This window comes from Coxiella-like endosymbiont, assembly GCF_030643785.1.
Taxonomy (GTDB): Bacteria; Pseudomonadota; Gammaproteobacteria; order Coxiellales; family Coxiellaceae; genus Coxiella.
In genome coordinates, this window is sequence record NZ_CP094378.1 from 1,053,417 (window position 1) to 1,069,671 (window position 16,255).

Consider the following 16,255-nt stretch of genomic DNA (forward strand, 5'->3'; position numbering starts at 1 on the left):
ATAAAACAGCGGCAATATTGAGAACTCTGTAAAAGACTTCGACGAGAACCCACTGTCAGCGCCGAAAGGGGCCCCCACACTAATTCAGGGTTCTTAACCCTTTTTTTTGAATGGCGGTTTGAACAGACTGGCGCAAATAATCCATAGGTTCTTCCCACGGTGATCGCTTTAATAATTTAAATGGCATCCGATTAATCACTGAACCGATTGCCCAAATGCCGTTAATAAACAACCATTGCTGATAATTAAATCCTCCAGGATTGGAGAAGCCCATAGGGAAGCTTCAATTTCACTACCAAATACCAACAAGTCGTCTACTCTTAGAATAGGATGCTTTCCGTACCAATTCAAGCGAATGAGAGACGATTATTTTTTTGTGATTTATTGAATTCCTAACGTATTCTCTTAAAGCAACCCATGAATTTGACCGGTTATATAGAAAAATCCATGGACTGAAAGCTATTCTTTTGAATACTGTCGGGTTCAAATTATACTTTAATACTAATCGGCTTAACGCGATCGATAGCTTGTTGCATATTTTGATAGGTTACTGGCCTGCCTTGCTGTCGCTGGAAGTGGCCAAAGGATCCCACAATTGTGCAATTACTCCACGGCCCGAGCCTGAAAGTTATAATACTCACTCGCCAATGATTAGCGGCGTCGATTAGCGGCGTCGAGAGGAGTGAACAGTTTCACTTTTCCTGAAATTTGCTTCTCTGTTAAAGCTCTGGTGAGCTCCTCAAGCTGCTGACGCTCATGTTGAATAGCATAATAATTCTAAATGCCTTTTCCAATTTAATAAGGCTTCAAGACTTCATTAATTATCGGTCTTTCAAGATTTAAACGAGAACTCTCTATTGCCGTGCTAATAGTGCCAATAAAATTCTCACTAGCTCCTGCTTTTCCTCTTTAAGAAGATTCATTGAAGAAGATTCATTAGTGTGATAGCATGATTTTTCGCAAAATCTAAAATGAGGGATCTAATATAATATTATAGTATCCATTTTTCTCGGCCGAAAGAAAAATCTTTAAAATATATCAGCCAAAATCAATTCATTTTTAGTTTATTCACTTTTATTCAATGGTATTGCATTTCCTCGATTGGGAATATATTAGCTCCTTTTTCCTGTAAAAAGTGAATATTGCTATAGTTATTAAACGAATTATTACTCTAGTGGCTAGTGGCTCATGATCGCATGAAAAAAGAATTAGTGGCATGGGTAGAAAAACACAAAAAAATTAAAAAACATACACTTTTAGTCACAGGTTCTACTGGACGCTTTATAGAAACCCTCCTAGACATGACAATCCACAAGTTAAAAAGTGGTCCTTTAGAAGGAGATCTCCAAATTGGAGCTGAAATCATTAATAAGCACGTCGATATTTTAATTTTCTTTTTTTGGGGGGCACTCCTTGGTTGGAATAGAATATTCGGAAACTTCCTAATTATAAAAGTTATCGCAACCGCCCTATCTCTTAACCTCGTCAACCTGTTTCATGCTAAGGCGAACTCGACCTTCTCTATCGATTTCAATGACTTTAACGCGAACGATTTGACCTTCTTGAAGATAATCTCGCACGTTTTCCACATGCTCCTGAGCGATCTGGGAGATATGCACAAGCCCTTGATAATTTTGAAAAATTTGAACTACTGCACCGAAATCCAAGATCTTAAGAACCGGGCCTTCATACATTTTCCCCAGCTCTACCTCGGCCGTTAATTCTTCGATCCGTCTTTTCGCAGCTTCACCCTCTTCCATGGAATGAGCAGCAATTTTAATTGTACCGTCATCAGCAATATCGATAGCACAATTTGTTGCTTCGGTAATTTCTCGAATTATTACCCCACCCTTTCCAATGACATCACGAATTTTTTCTGGGTTGATTTTCATCGTAATGTAGCGCGGAGCCAATTGAGAAACTTGAGAACGAGGTTGGGCAATAACTTTATTCATTATAGTGAGAATATGCAGACGACCCTTCTTTGCTTGATCAAGAGCTCGTTCCATAATTTCTTTAGTGATTCCTTTGAATTTGATATCCATTTGTAACGCTGTCACGCCTTTTTCCGAACCAGCGACTTTAAAATCCATATCACCCAAATGATCTTCATCACCGAGAATATCCGAGAGGATTGCGTATTTTTCGCCTTCCTTAATTAATCCCATAGCAATACCCGCGACAGGTGCTTTTGTAGGCACTCCCGCATCCATGAGTGCCAAACTACTCCCGCATACGCTTGCCATAGAACTAGAACCATTCGATTCAAGGATCTCAGAAACTACCCGAATCACATAGGGGAATTCTGCTAAAGTGGGAACCACCGGTACGATTGCTCGTTTGGCTAAACGTCCATGGCCGATTTCTCGTCGTTTAGGGCCACTCATAAAACCAACTTCACCGACACAAAAAGGTAGGAAATTGTAGTGGAAGATAAAATCTTCCCGCCGATCACCATCCAAGTTATCTATCATCTGTGCGTCCCGCTCAGTTCCCAATGTAGTAACCACTAAAGCTTGGGTCTCGCCTCGAGTGAATAAAGCGGAACCATGAGAACACGGAAGAATACCTACTCGAATAGTAATGGGACGCACGGTTTCGGTATCGCGCCCATCAATTCGGGATTGGCCGGATAAAATTTGATTACGAACAATCCGGCGTTCCAAATCCTGGAAGATAGCGGCTATTTCATGTAAATTAGGGGAATTTTCATCTTCATTTTCTGACGTAAATCCTCCTAAGAGGTCGTCTCGAATGGCTTGAATGCGATTTTTTCGAGCCGTCTTTTCTACAATACGATAGGCTTCTTGAAGAGCGGCTTCAGCTTTTTGAGCTACTAAAGTTTCTAACTCTCTATTGGACTCAGGCGGTTGCCACTCCCATCGAGTACTACCCGATTTTTTAACAAACTCTTCAATTGCCTTAATAGCGGCTTGCATGGCATTATGCCCGTAAAGCACAGCTCCCAGCATAGTCGATTCTGGCAATTCTTGGGCCTCTGATTCGACCATCAACACCGCATCACGTGTTCCAGCGATAACCAAATTCAGCTGAGACCCTTTTAATTCTTCTAAAGAAAGATTTAAAAGATATTCACCTTCTCGATAACCTACTCGTGCGGCACCTAAAGGACCGTTAAAAGGAATACCTGACACGCCCAAAGCTGCCGAAGCACCTAAAATAGCAGGAATATCTGTGGGCACTTCTAAATCCACAGAAAGTACGGTGGCAATAATTTGAACCTCATTGGTAAAACCTTTAGGAAATAGAGGTCGTAAGGGTCGGTCGATTAACCGAGAAGTTAGGGTTTCTTTTTCAGTGGGGCGCCCTTCACGTTTAAAATAGCCCCCGGGATTTTCCCCGCAGCATAGGTTTTTTCTTGATAATTGACGGTTAAGGGCAAAAAGTCACACCCTTCTTCAACATCTTTCTGAGCAACTACTGTGACCAGGACAACAGTGTCACCCATTCGAACCATCACTGCACCCGTCGCTTGACGGGCTATTTCTCCTGTTTCAAATGTAACATCGTGTTTACCATACTGGAAAGTCTTACTAATTTTTGTCATATTTTTCCTTTAATTATGATCGCAATCCTAATCGTTCAATGAGTTTTCGATATCGCTCTATGTCGGTTTTCTTCAAATAATTGAGGATCTTCCGCCGTTGACTCACCATCCACAACAAGCCTCGGCGCGAATGATGATCTTTATTATGGGTTTTAAAATGCTCAATAAGCTTGGTAATTTTAGCGTTTAGAATAGCTACTTGAACTTCAGGAGAACCTGTGTCGTTATTATCTCGTTGATGTTCCTTTAAGATTTTAGCTGTCTCTGTAGATGTTAATGACATATTTACCTCTTTTATTAGTAAACGGATATACACTGTCATTTGCAGACATCGCAGGCTTAAAAAATAGTGCATTATACCTTGGTAGAGAATCCGACACAAATAGTAGTTTAGTTCCCGGCCACGCTCTTGGTTAGTGATTTTTCCGAAGAACATCATCACAGCTTTTTGCCAAGAGTTACCTAAAGAGAAGAACTTCTGCGAAGACTGTTTTTTCCAGAAGATTTAACAGCTTAAGTTCTTCTTTGAAAACGGACCAAATTAAAGGAGTCAATTGATTGACGGGCAATTAGATTGCCATGAGGGTAATCTAGGGATTGCTGTAGTAAAATGAAAAACTACAAGCTAATGCCAAAGCCTTAGTGAGCAATACATAAAGATAATTAACGAGACAATAAAAATGGCTGTCTTATAAATCCCAATACTAGCCGATGAATAAGGGATAGCAAAAGATAAAATGATCGTAAATAAAAGGAAAATGGCACTATTCGCTTTTATATAATGTAAAGGTAAGTTTAAAGTAAAAAAGAAATCATATATTGACAGAAAACTTAGCCATATAGCTGCAGATAGAAGGAAAATCCATAATTTGTTGCGGCTTGGATACAAGCTTGCTTCAATAGCGATTAATAGGGGTTTAATCCGCCCCGCTCCATGCGAGAAATATATTTTTTTAAAAAGCTATCCTTCACAATAAAATAGTAATAAAAAATCATAACTAAATACTACAACTAAAAAGTGCTATTAAATAAGTAGATCAAGAAGTAGATCAAGTCGACTTCTAATCCATATTGGACGCTGAATAAAGCAATAGCTTCTAAAATAAGGAAGCATAATTAAATCAAAATAGCGTTCCATCAGCGTAGCCGCTAAAGTGTGGCTCTTTTAAATCCCATAAAATCGTTTCTTAACATAAATTTTAAATATATCTCCTAAACGGAATGGCAAGATATTATTAAGTCCATAACCAATGCTCACATAAAATGCTTTACAAACATAAAATACTTTACAAAAAGGAACACTCATTAGTAAAGAAAGTCGCACACCGTATATCATCAGTATAAAAAAATAAAAAGAAAAACAGTAAAGATCGAATCCAGTCTCACCTCTCACGTAACCCACTAAACGGGAAAAATGAATGTTTCATTGCAGAAAAAGGTAGAGCAAATAGAATAGAAAAACATTAAAACATATTGATATTTAAAAAGCGGTATGGTTTATGGCGACGTCCTACGATGAGTGATATCCATATTTTTACCAAATAAATATTCTAGAATACTTCAATAAAAACAGAAATTTTTAGCGCTTTTTTTAAACCAAGCATCGATCAGTTCAAAGGTTAGTCATTGAAACGTCTATACATACTGCAGTAAGTAATTCTGATAGATAGGTCCGCAAGGGCTCTTTAAATTCATTACGTTCCAAGGCATAAGCAATAGTTGCTTGAAGGAATCCTAAGCGGCTGCCACAATCATAACGACGTCCTTCAAAAGGGTAAGCAATAACTAGTTCTTCTTGCATAAGCTTTACAATAGCATCTGTAAGCTGAATTTCTCCTCCAATTCCATGTTCTATCATATCTAAGTATTTAAAAATACCGGGGGATAAGATATAACGTCCTGTGACCGCCAAATCAGAGGAAGCGCTTCCTATAGGGGGCTTCTCAATCATTCCGGTGATTCGCTTTACTCCTTGATCCTCCCTCACTGAAACAATCCCGTATTTGTCTACTTCTTTAGCCGCTACATGCTCAACAGCAATGACATTCGCGTGATATTTTTCGTAAATGCTGGTCATCAATTGAAGACAGCTCTTTTCCCTACAATCAATAATATCGTCAGGTAACAATACTGCAAAATGCTGATCTCCCACCACGTGACGGGCCGATAGGACAGCATCTCCTAACCCTAAAGGATGGGATTGGCGCACATAACTTACACTCACTTCTTTAGGCAAAATATTTTGAACTAATTTTAATGCGTTAAATTCTCCCCTCGATTGTAAGCGCATTTCCAATTCATAATTGCTATCAAAGTAGTCTTCAATAGCATGCTTACTACTGCTTGTCACAAATACTAAATGAGTAATTCCTGCTCCGATCGCTTCTTCTACGGCATATTGGATAATAGGTTTATCTACAATCGGTAGCATCTCCTTTGGACTGGCTTTTGTTACTGGCAAAAAACGAGTCCCCAAACCTGCTACAGGAAAAATAGCCGTAGTGATCTTTTTCATGAAACAGTTTCCGTGTTTTTATTTTTACTCATCGCATAATTAATTAAATGCGTCGTGGAGCTATCAAAAGAGAAAGAATCAATCTTTCCTTCAAAAGATGCTAAAATATCTTCCGCTAAACGCTTCCCCCGCTCTACCCCCATTGATCAAAAGCATTAATATTCCAAATTTCACTTTGAACATACACTTTATGTTCGTACAAAGCTAACAAAGAACCTAATGTATAGGGCGTTAACTTCTCCATAACAATAGTATTGCTAGGATTATTTCCTCTAATTTCACGCTGAGAAGCAAGTTTTTCGGCCTCTTGAATATTAAAACCCTGAGCGATTAAATGGGCAATTAGTGTTTTTTTATCATATCCTCGCATCAAAGTTTCACTTTGTCCCAAACAATTAGCAAGCAAAGAAAATTGGCAACCCGCTTCATTATTCCGCTTGAGTACCGCAATAAAATCAATAGGAACTCGGAAGGTTCCTTGCATAAAGAGTTGGTGAAAACTATGCTGGCTATCTGTCCCAACTCCTCCCCAAACTACAGGACCTGTATCGTAGTTAACAGGCGACCCATCTATTTGAACGCTTTTCCCTTGACTTTCCATATGCAACTGTTTGAGATAATTCGGCAAATAATACAACCGTTGGCTGTAAGGAATAATCGCTTGAGTTTGATTACCAAAAAAATTAATGTACCAAATAGAGAGTAATGCTAATAAAACAGGCATATTTTTAAGGAATTCAGCACTCCGAAAATGTTTATCCATTGCATGAGCGCCTGACAAAAACTTGTAAAAATTTTCCCAACCAATTGCCATTACCACACACAGTCCCGCCGACAACCAAACGGAAAATCGCCCTCCAACCCAGGGCCACATAATAAAAACATTTTCCGTTGGGACATTTAACTCATATGCTTTACCTGGAGCTGCTGTTGCTGCCATAAAATGGGGACGTATTAATTTTTCCTCTTTCGCAGCTTGCATGAGCCATCGCTTAGCCCGTGAGGTATTTTCTAAAGTTTCTTTTGTTGTTAAAGATTTTGAGGTAATAATAAAGAGGGTCGTTTCCGGATCAAGGCGTTGCAAAACTTCTTCCGCATTAGTTGCATCTAAATTAGAAATAAAATGACAACACAAAGTAGATTTTGTATAAGGCTTAAGCGCATAATAAGTCATCTGCTGCCCTAAAAGGAGCCTCCCATTCCAATATTAACAATATCGATAATGGGTTTCCCCGTAAATCCTTTATAATCTCCTTCCCGAATTCGCTCTGAAATTTTTTTAAGTTTTTCCCAAGAAGCTTTCACTTCTGCAGTGAAATTTCCACCTTCCAGGTTTATAGGGAAAAGATCGAGGTTACGTAGGGCTGGGTGAACCACTGATATTTTCATCGAACCTTTTCTTAATTTTCCTTCAAAAAGAGATTCCATCTGATTCCGAAGGTTACACGCTTCAACAAGCTTACCAAACAAATGCAGGGTTTCTGCATCAATTCTATTTTTAGAATAATCTAAATACAGACCTGCCGCTTCTAAACTGAAATTTTCACCACGGTGTGGATCGTTAGCAAACATGTCGCGCATATGAGTTTTTGCTAATTTCGAAAATTTTAATTTTAACATTTGCCACTCAGGCATATCCGTTAATCGCTTCATAAAATTACCCTATCGCGAGATACTCCTAAAATCAATAATTTCTGAGAATAAGGCTCATAAGTCCCATTTTTTCTATATCTATCAGGCATTTTAATTGTTGATCATTAATATAATGTAATGCCATTTAATGGCATTGCCAAGCAACTGCTTCTGGACAACCTACAAGGGAGTTATCTTCTCGTTCACACATACTTACAAAATTAGCTACCTCAAGAAGTACCTCATGAGCGCCAGCATTAAACCATCGAATTTCGGACGGCAGAGGAATAATGTTTAAATTTTTACTTTCTAAATAAAGCTGATTCCAATCAGTTACAGTAAATTTTTCACGATCTTCTATTTTAATCGAACGAATGAGCTTAAAAACATTAGAATTATAAAAATAAAGACTTATTATAGCATGTTTCGAACTGCTATTAATGGGTTTCTCAATCGGTTTCTTTGACAAGGCAGGTAAATGCTTTTAGTAAACTCAACTGAGCTTGAGTTAATAAATGAGATAGCGCATGGCCGCAAAAAAATATTGTCACCTAATATCAAACATAAAGATTGCTCACCAACAAATTCTTCTGCTAAAACAAAATTCTTTACAATATTTACGGGTTTAGGTTGGGTCTTATATCGAGGTCCACACTGAGAGCCGTCCTCTAATATTTTTTGATAACAGCCCATTTCACGAGGATGGGTAATCTCACCAGAATTTTCCGGATTCCCGCTCTCATCAATGTCGTTAGAGAATGATAGATCATCGGTTTGTTATAATAAAGGCAGTAAATGTTTACTCATCGCCATAGTCAATAGGGTAGAGCTGAGTTCCATAACCACCTGCCAACGAAATTCCGCTCATAGTCCGAACCTGTCATGATTCCTTCATTTAGGCGAAAAACGAAGCGATCCATTGAGACGAATAACGCTACCGTTTTCAAATATTTCAAAATAGGGAAGAGGGATTCCGAATAATTTCCCCAACGAGCTGTGCATATTCAGCCAGAAGGCCCAAACGAGGAGGAAATGGAACGGAAAACAGCTAAGCTTTTTTACCTCGTTAAGCTTTTTTGTACCTCGTTAGGCATATTTTCCATCATTGACGTAGCAATAACGCCGGTGCAACTGCCATAATTCGTATTCCATATTTGCTAAATTCACGAGCTGCAGGTAAGGTCAATGATACAACACCTTCCCCTTTAGAAGCACTGTAAAAACTGCCTGGCCGATTTGACCTTCGCCGATTTGACCTTCGTACGCGGCTATAGAAGCGGTATTGAAATGACCCTACGTTCGTCCTCTTTATCGAGAACTTCCTGTTTCATCATTTGTTCAGCACATAATCGCAATATGTTAAACGTGCCGATGAGATTAACTTCGATTACTCGCTGAAAATTCTCTAAGGGGATAGCTCGATCGCGAGTAATAATAAGAAAATCAGGTGCAATGCCTACACAGTTAATGCAGATGGTAATAATCAGATGGTAATAATGGCTCGAAATTCGTTAATCATTGCTTCAATTGCTTGTTTCGCGCTTTGGGCATCACTCACATCACATTCGATTGCGAATCTGTTTAACTCATCGGCCATTTAACTCATCGACCAGTACTTTTGTACAATTAAATTGTTTATCTAGCAAGGCTACTTTCGCTCCTTTCTGATGCAAATCTAATGCAAAAAGCGAACCGTTTCCCGGCACCCATCCCCCGCCCGGGAGCCACTTCCTGTAATTACTGACACCTGATTTTTTATTTCCATATTTCAGTGTCCCTCTTAATTATACCTAATCACTTACTTTTGAGAGATTTAAATTGTTATAGTGGGTAAATCCAATCGCATAATAATCAAATCCCCACTTCGAAACTTGCTCAAGCTGATAAAGATTGCGACCATCAAAAATTGCAGGATAGTGTAATTTATCTTTGATGCGAGCAAAATTAGGATTCTTGAATTCATCCCACTCCGTTACAATAACTAAAACGTCGGCATTGTCCAGCGCTGCATAAGGATCTTGACATAATTTCAAACGAGTAGATTCTCCATAGATCTGCCGAATATTTTCCATAGCTAAAGGGTCATAAGCTTGAACTCGAACCTCTGCGGACCATAAACTTTCCATTAATTTTCGACTGGATGCGAAACGAACATCATCGGTGCCCGGTTTAAATGCTAATCCCCAAAGTGCCACAACCTTACCTTGCAATTTGTCTTTAAAATAACGACGAATTTTTTGATACAAAATTAATTTTTGGCGCTCGTTAATTTCAAGGACAGAATCAATAAGTGAGACCGGAATAGCAGCGGATTTCGCAATTTTTTGTAAAGCTAGTAAGTCTTTCGGAAAACAGGAACCACCAAAACCGCACCCAGGATTAAAAAATTCGGGGTTAATTCGCGAATCCAATCCCAAGACTGTTCTTACTTTTTCGATATTTGCATTGAAATATTCTGCAAAATAACTGATTTCATTAATGAAACTAATTTTCGTTGCTAAAAAAGCATTCGATACATATTTTGCAAGTTCAGCAGAGCGTTGATCCATCACTACAAAAGGCCGACCATTTTCGATCAAGGGCCTATAAAGCTCTCTCATTTGACTAGCTGCTCGCTCGTTACTAATCCCCACAACTATTCGATCGGGTTCTAGAAAATCCTTAACTGCTGTTCCTTCTTTCAAAAATTCAGGATTAGAAACAACATCGAATTCAATAGCGAGTCTTCTTTTTTGAAGGCCCTTAGCAATTTGCTGAAGGATGCGATCAGCCGTACCTGCTGACACCGTCGACTTCATTACTATCGCAGCATAATCAGATAAATGACCACTCAAATTTTGCACGACTTGATTAACAAATCGCATATCCACTCCTCCATCTCCCATCGAGGGCGTACCAACAGCAATAATTTGGACAACCCCATGCTTGACAGCTTCTTCGGAATGGCTGGTAAAAAATATTCGTTGCAACTTTAAATTTTTAATTAATAAATCATCTAGATTCTGCTCGTATAAAGGAGAAAGGCCTTGTTTAAGTTGAGTGATTTTCTTTTCATCCACATCACAACAACAAACTTCATGCCCAAGATCTGCCAGACAAACAGCACTAACTAAACCAACATAGCCTGCTCCATAAACGCTTACTTTCATTAAGACGCTCCTGAAAATGAATTGCTGTTTCCTAAGAACTTGCGATACAATCCGGCAACATGAGTGAGATCATAAGGAAAATTGCCGTCATTGGCCTCGGATATGTGGGCCTTCCTGTCGCTGTAGCTTTCGGCCGTACACAGCATGTTATCGCTTACGACAAGAATTCTGCCCGCATTCATGCTCTTAAACAAGGTTATGACGGATGTGACGAGATAGATTCACAACAATTACGCGACTGTCAATTGTATTTTACTGATAATCCTGATGATCTCGCCGAGGTGGATTTTTATATCGTTGCCGTACCTACTCCTATTAATTGCTCAAATCATCCTGATTTAAGTTTGCTCTTAAATGCATCGGAAACCATCGGTCAGTATTTGAAACGGGGCGATATTGTAGTTTTTGAATCAACCGTTTATCCTGGCGCTACTGAAGACGATTGTGCACCCGTACTTGAAGCTATTTCAGGATTAAAATTCGGTACGGATTTCACGCTCGGATATTCCCCTGAGCGAATCAATCCCAGTGATAAAACACATCGTTTTGAAACAATTACTAAAGTAGTTTCAGGTTCTGATCCGCAAACATTGGATATCGTTGCCTACGTCTATGGAAGTGTGGTAACAGCAGGTATTTATCGAGCTCCTAATATTCGAACAGCCGAGGCTGCTAAAATAATTGAAAATACCCAACGCGATTTGAATATAGCTTTAATGAACGAGCTAGCAATTATATTTCAACGCATGAACATAGATACCCAAGAAGTGTTGGCTGCCGCTCAAACGAAGTGGAACTTTTTACCCTTCAGACCAGGATTGGTGGGAGGACATTGTATTGGCGTCGATCCTTATTACCTTACCTACCAAGCACAACGTTACGGTTACCAGCCTGAAGTTATCTTGGCTGGTCGGCGCATTAACGATAATATGGGAAAATATGTGGCGAAACAGACTATTAAACAAATGATTCACGCTGGCTACACTATTAAAGACGCTACAGTCGCCATCTTGGGTCTCACTTTCAAAGAAAACTGTCCTGACCTTCGAAATTCAAAGGTAGTTGATATTATCCATGAGCTATCGGATTATGGCGTCAACTGTATAGTTCACGATCCCATCGCTGATCCTGAAGAAGCTAAAAGACTTTACGATATTGAATTAAAGCCATGGGAAGATATTTCAAACGTTGATTCTATTATCGTTGCTGTCGCCCACGATCAATTTCGACACTTTAGCCTGGAAGCGTATCATGTCAAATTGGCACATCATTCACTTATTGTTGATGTTAAAGGATTGCTCAACTTCAAAGAATGCAAAGGGAATGGCATTACTTTGTGGAGGCTTTAAGTGCAAATACTCGTCACCGGTTGCGCAGGCTTCATTGGCTTTCATTTAACCAAGCGCTTATTGGAACAAGGTGAGGCTGTTACCGGACTGGATAATCTAAATCCCTATTACGATGTTAAATTAAAAGAAGCCCGTTTAATTCAATTAAAAAACTTCTCTCACTTTAATTTCGTTAAATTAGATCTTGCGAACCGTCCGGGCATGTCCGATTTATTTCAACAGCAAACCTTTGATCGTGTGGTCCATCTCGCTGCTCAAGCAGGTGTTCGTTACTCCATTACAGACCCTTATGCTTATGTCGATGCTAATTTAGTAGGTTTTGCACATATTTTGGAAGGATGCCGTTATCAATCCGTTAAACATCTTGTCTTTGCTTCTTCCAGTTCCGTATATGGTGCAAATCAAAAATACCCTTTTTCAGAAAGTGATAGTGTGGATCACCCCATTGCTTTGTATGCGGCATCAAAAAAAGCCAATGAATTAATGGCCCACAGTTATGCTCATTTATTTCATCTTCCTTGTACAGGACTTCGTTTTTTTACGGTCTATGGTCCTTGGGGGCGGCCGGATATGGCCTTATTCAAATTTACCCGTTGCCTACTAGCTGATGAACCAATCGATGTTTATAACCAAGGAAATATGCTGCGGGATTTTACCTATATCGATGATATTGTGGAAGGTATTCTTTTTACTTTAAATCAGCCGCCTAAACCGAATCTCACATGGACGACAGGTAACCCTGCAAGGAGCAAAGCTCCTTATCAAATTTATAATATTGGTAGCAATAATCCGATTCCTTTATTAGATTTCATCGCAGTTTTGGAAAAAGTTCTTAAAAAAAAGCCATTAAAAATTTTCTACCTATTCAGCCCGGTGATGTTCCCCAGACTTATGCCGATATTTCTCTTCTCGAAAATGATTTCTGCTACCGACCAAAAACCTCCTTACTGGAAGGGATCAAAAATTTTATTGATTGGTATTTAGAATTTTATGGCATTGCTGTCCACTAAGTTCTTCGTATAAATTCAAAGTATGTTCAATAATTCGTTTCAATTCGTGTTCCTTTTCTACCATTGCCCGCCCTTTAAAACCCATTTCTTTTCGAAGCGATGGATTTTGAATTAAGGTTTCAATGGCTAGAGCCAATTCTTCGCTATCTTTCATAGGCACTAATAAACCGTTTTCACCATCGTGCACGAGGTCTCGACAACCAGGAACATCTGTAGTGACGATTGCACGTCCACTCGCAGCCGCCTCTATAAGCACACGGGACAAACCTTCCCGATAAGAAGGCAAACATATGATGTGCGCTTCACGCATAATCTGTGGCATATCAGTTCGTTCGCCCCACCATTCAATAAGTCCTTCTTTTTTCCACTGTTCCAATTGGACATCAGAAATAGCAGCAGGATTAGCTGCATCAATAGCACCCACTAAAACAAATTGAGCGTTTGCTTTGCGTTTTTTAAGTAATCGAGCAGCATCAACAAACTCACCCACTCCTTTATCACAAAGCAACCGTGAAGCCAACACCACCCGCACCAGCCCAGCAGGCTCATCAATAGGATAAAAGGTCTTCATACATACGCCCGACCCTGGAATCAAAATAGTTTTATTCTCTTTTAAAATGTTGGCCTGGATAAAATATTCTTGGTCATCTTTATTTTGAAAAATAACTCGCATATTTTGGTGACCAAAAGCTAACTGATAGCCTTTTTGCATCATTTTACGAAGTAATCTCATAAACCGCGATTGAGCAATGAATATAAATCCAAGTCCTGTGAAAGCATTTACCACTGCCGGAATTCGAGCTAATCGAGCAGCAATTCCTCCATATAAAATAGGTTTAACTGTGACATGATGAACAATGTCGGGCTTTAATTTCCTGTATAATCGTAATAAAGAAAAAAAAGCACCTACGTCCTTGGCAGGATTTAAACTCCCACGATTAAGTATAATTGCGTGATGCGCTAAACCTGCCTTGCTAATTTGCTCGTTATAATCTGGAGTTGCGATATGGACATCGTAGCCTGCTGCTTTTGCGGCTTGAGCTAAACTTAAGCGATGGGAAATAAAGAATTTTGCACCGCTAACTACTATTAATAATTTTTTTAATAATTTTTTTTTCAATTCCGCTTTCGCCATAGTTGAAACATAAGAACACCCCATAGTGAATATTGCCAATTCCTTTTTCCTGATAAATGCTCTTCCCAACGCTGGCGAATTAATTGAAAATTTAATAAATTGTCTTCCTGTAATTTGCGAACGGAAAGAAGATCTTCTGCCCATTCTCTCAATTGCCCTCGCAACCAATAATTAATAGGAATACCAAATCCCATTTTGGGACGCTCAAAAAGTGGTGCAGGAACATATTGTTCTAATATTCGACGCAAGAGCCATTTGGTTTCTCCATTTCGCAATTTAAATTGCAGAGGCAATGTCCACACAAATTCCACTAATCGATAATCGAGCAAAGGAACCCTTACTTCTAAACTAACAGCCATACTGGCTCGATCGACTTTTGTTAAAATATCATCTGGCAGGTAGGTAATCGAATCGACATATTGCATTTGTTCAACAAAATTTAAAGGATTAATAGTCCGCGGCCACAACAAAATTTCTGATCCACCCACTACTAGTTCCTCCGGCCTTTCCCAAAAGCTTACGAGGTTCTTATAAAGATCATCAGACGACTGCATTAAAAGAGCAACAAGTTTATGCGCTTTATCACCTACCCGTAACGGTCGCCAACGTCTAGGAATAATTTTGGCAATTTTATCCCATGTTGCAGGATGAAAAGAGCCAATTAATTTACTTGCTGATTTCTTGAAAGGAGAAGGAAGACTAGCTAGGCGCGACCATAGTTTTTCCGCTAAAATATAGCGATTATAGCCCGCAAACAGCTCATCTCCTCCGTCCCCCGACAAGCTGACAGTCACATGTTCTCTTGCTAATCGAGAAACCAAGTACGTTGGAATTTGAGAGGAATCTGCAAAAGGTTCATCATACCATTCAGGAATTTGGGGAATTAATTTTTCCGCTTCATCAACGTGCAAATATAATTCGTGATGCTCAGTTTTTAAATGCTGAGCAACAGCTTTTGCATAAGTGGCCTCATTATATGAAGATTCATGGAAGCCAATTGAAAATGTTTTTACAGGTTTTGCGCTCTGTGTTTGCATCAAAGATACTACGGTAGAACTATCAATTCCACCGGATAAAAAAGCGCCTAAAGGAACATCAGCATACATCCGACATTTGACAGCATCGCGTAATAAATAATCCATTTTTTCGAGAGCTTCAAATTCATTGAAAGATGCAAGAACACGATTCTGACAGATAGTTTCCAACGACCAAAATTGTTTTTCACTTAAATGTTGGTTAGCATCAATGATAAGGATACGGCCTGGTTCTAATTTATAAATCCCTTGATAAATAGATAATGGAGCCGGAATATAATTAAATCGAAAATAAGACGTTAATGCTTGACGATCGATGCTCCCTTGCCAATCCGAATGAACAATTAGTGCTTTCAACTGAGAGGCAAAATAAAAAATATTATTCTTTAATCCCCAAAATAAAGGTTTAATTCCTAAACGATCACGAACAAGATAAATTTTTTGTTGGCGCCTATCCCAATAGGCAAAAGCAAACATTCCGTTCATTCTTTTGACAGCAGCTTCGGGGCCCCAGTACTCGCAAGCTTCTAAAAGAACTTCAGTATCCGTGGAACTGCGACAAAAAACACCTAATTTTCCTAATTCGGAGCGAATTGAAGGCGCGTTATAAATTTCTCCATTATAAATGATAGCAGAATCTCCCGATTGAGAGATCATAGGTTGATGCCCTGCCGAAGAAAGATCAACAATGGCTAAACGCCGATGCCCAAAAACTAAACCTGTGGTTTCATCACACCAGGCTCCTGCCGAATCTGGACCCCGCGATAAAAGCTGGTTCGTCATCGTAGTGACGATTTTAAGATATTGCTCTTTTCGACGAGACCGGCGAAAGTCCCAAAAACCTGCAATTCCACACATATTAT

At 39.2% G+C, this 16,255-nt stretch carries 10 protein-coding genes and 4 pseudogenes; 4 read left to right on the forward strand and 10 right to left on the reverse strand.

Annotation, left to right across the window (positions count from 1 at the left end; translation table 11 throughout):
• Positions 1-79: 79 nt before the first annotated feature.
• A complete protein-coding gene (locus MRH55_RS05545; protein WP_304985238.1) occupies positions 80-274 on the reverse strand; it encodes a hypothetical protein in 195 nt (64 codons plus the stop codon).
• Between the two features lie 253 nt (positions 275-527).
• Here MRH55_RS05545 and MRH55_RS05550 point away from each other — a divergent pair, with 253 nt between their 5' ends.
• Both MRH55_RS05550 and MRH55_RS05555 read left to right on the forward strand, forming a co-directional pair.
• Entirely contained in the window at positions 528-668 is a 141-nt protein-coding gene (locus MRH55_RS05550; RefSeq protein ID WP_304985239.1) for a hypothetical protein, read from the forward strand.
• Between the two features lie 528 nt (positions 669-1,196).
• Positions 1,197-1,337, forward strand: a pseudogene (locus MRH55_RS05555) (methylglyoxal synthase); the annotation flags it as partial.
• A gap of 132 nt (positions 1,338-1,469) precedes the next feature.
• Here the strand turns inward: MRH55_RS05555 and pnp are convergent.
• The 7 genes and pseudogenes from pnp to MRH55_RS05585 form a co-directional block, all read right to left on the reverse strand.
• Positions 1,470-3,568, reverse strand: a pseudogene (pnp, locus tag MRH55_RS05560) (polyribonucleotide nucleotidyltransferase).
• Positions 3,569-3,581: 13 nt separating this feature from the next.
• Positions 3,582-3,851: a 30S ribosomal protein S15 gene (gene rpsO, locus MRH55_RS05565; RefSeq protein ID WP_304985240.1), complete on the reverse strand. Its 270-nt coding sequence runs from the start codon at positions 3,849-3,851 to the stop codon at positions 3,582-3,584.
• A gap of 1,329 nt (positions 3,852-5,180) precedes the next feature.
• A complete protein-coding gene (gene galU, locus MRH55_RS05570; protein ID WP_304985241.1) occupies positions 5,181-6,083 on the reverse strand; it encodes a UTP--glucose-1-phosphate uridylyltransferase GalU in 903 nt (300 codons plus the stop codon).
• Positions 6,080-7,736: pseudogene (gene pgi, locus MRH55_RS05575) on the reverse strand (glucose-6-phosphate isomerase). The gene galU and the pseudogene pgi overlap by 4 nt, the downstream one beginning before the upstream one ends.
• A gap of 124 nt (positions 7,737-7,860) precedes the next feature.
• Entirely contained in the window at positions 7,861-8,184 is a 324-nt protein-coding gene (locus MRH55_RS05580; protein ID WP_304985242.1) for a sugar phosphate nucleotidyltransferase, read from the reverse strand.
• Positions 8,130-8,408 carry a hypothetical protein gene (locus MRH55_RS08185; protein WP_500784508.1) on the reverse strand — a complete coding sequence of 93 codons (279 nt, stop codon included), beginning with the start codon at positions 8,406-8,408 and terminating at the stop codon, positions 8,130-8,132. The genes MRH55_RS05580 and MRH55_RS08185 overlap by 55 nt, the downstream gene beginning before the upstream one ends.
• Before the next feature lie 1,097 nt (positions 8,409-9,505).
• On the reverse strand, positions 9,506-10,864 hold the full coding sequence (locus MRH55_RS05585; RefSeq protein ID WP_304985243.1) for a UDP-glucose dehydrogenase family protein: 1,359 nt from the start codon (positions 10,862-10,864) through the stop codon (positions 9,506-9,508).
• Positions 10,865-10,923: 59 nt separating this feature from the next.
• Here MRH55_RS05585 and MRH55_RS05590 point away from each other — a divergent pair, with 59 nt between their 5' ends.
• Complete coding sequence (locus MRH55_RS05590; protein WP_304985244.1) at positions 10,924-12,213, forward strand: nucleotide sugar dehydrogenase; 1,290 nt, start codon at positions 10,924-10,926, stop codon at positions 12,211-12,213.
• Positions 12,214-13,223 (forward strand): annotated as a pseudogene (locus MRH55_RS05595) (NAD-dependent epimerase). It begins immediately after the preceding gene.
• Here MRH55_RS05595 and MRH55_RS05600 read toward each other — a convergent pair.
• Positions 13,180-14,358, reverse strand: coding sequence for a glycosyltransferase family 4 protein (locus tag MRH55_RS05600; protein WP_304985245.1), 1,179 nt, complete (start codon positions 14,356-14,358; stop codon positions 13,180-13,182). The pseudogene MRH55_RS05595 and the gene MRH55_RS05600 overlap by 44 nt on opposite strands.
• A complete protein-coding gene (gene asnB / locus MRH55_RS05605) occupies positions 14,340-16,250 on the reverse strand; it encodes an asparagine synthase (glutamine-hydrolyzing) (protein ID WP_304985246.1) in 1,911 nt (636 codons plus the stop codon). Before asnB ends, MRH55_RS05600 begins: the two co-directional genes overlap by 19 nt.
• Positions 16,251-16,255: the final 5 nt, after the last annotated feature.

What these genes read in the sequence shown, in the direction of transcription:
- MRH55_RS05545 (WP_304985238.1), bottom strand. Translation starts at nt 274, where the DNA reads ATGGGCTTCTCCAATCCTGGAGGATTTAATTATCAGCAATGGTTGTTT.
- rpsO (WP_304985240.1), bottom strand. Translation starts at nt 3,851, where the DNA reads ATGTCATTAACATCTACAGAGACAGCTAAAATCTTAAAGGAACATCAA.
- galU (WP_304985241.1), bottom strand. Translation starts at nt 6,083, where the DNA reads ATGAAAAAGATCACTACGGCTATTTTTCCTGTAGCAGGTTTGGGGACT.
- MRH55_RS08185 (WP_500784508.1), bottom strand. Translation starts at nt 8,408, where the DNA reads ATGGGCTGTTATCAAAAAATATTAGAGGACGGCTCTCAGTGTGGACCT.
- MRH55_RS05585 (WP_304985243.1), bottom strand. Translation starts at nt 10,864, where the DNA reads ATGAAAGTAAGCGTTTATGGAGCAGGCTATGTTGGTTTAGTTAGTGCT.
- MRH55_RS05590 (WP_304985244.1), top strand. Translation starts at nt 10,924, where the DNA reads ATGAGTGAGATCATAAGGAAAATTGCCGTCATTGGCCTCGGATATGTG.
- MRH55_RS05600 (WP_304985245.1), bottom strand. Translation starts at nt 14,358, where the DNA reads ATGGCGAAAGCGGAATTGAAAAAAAAATTATTAAAAAAATTATTAATA.
- asnB (WP_304985246.1), bottom strand. Translation starts at nt 16,250, where the DNA reads ATGTGTGGAATTGCAGGTTTTTGGGACTTTCGCCGGTCTCGTCGAAAA.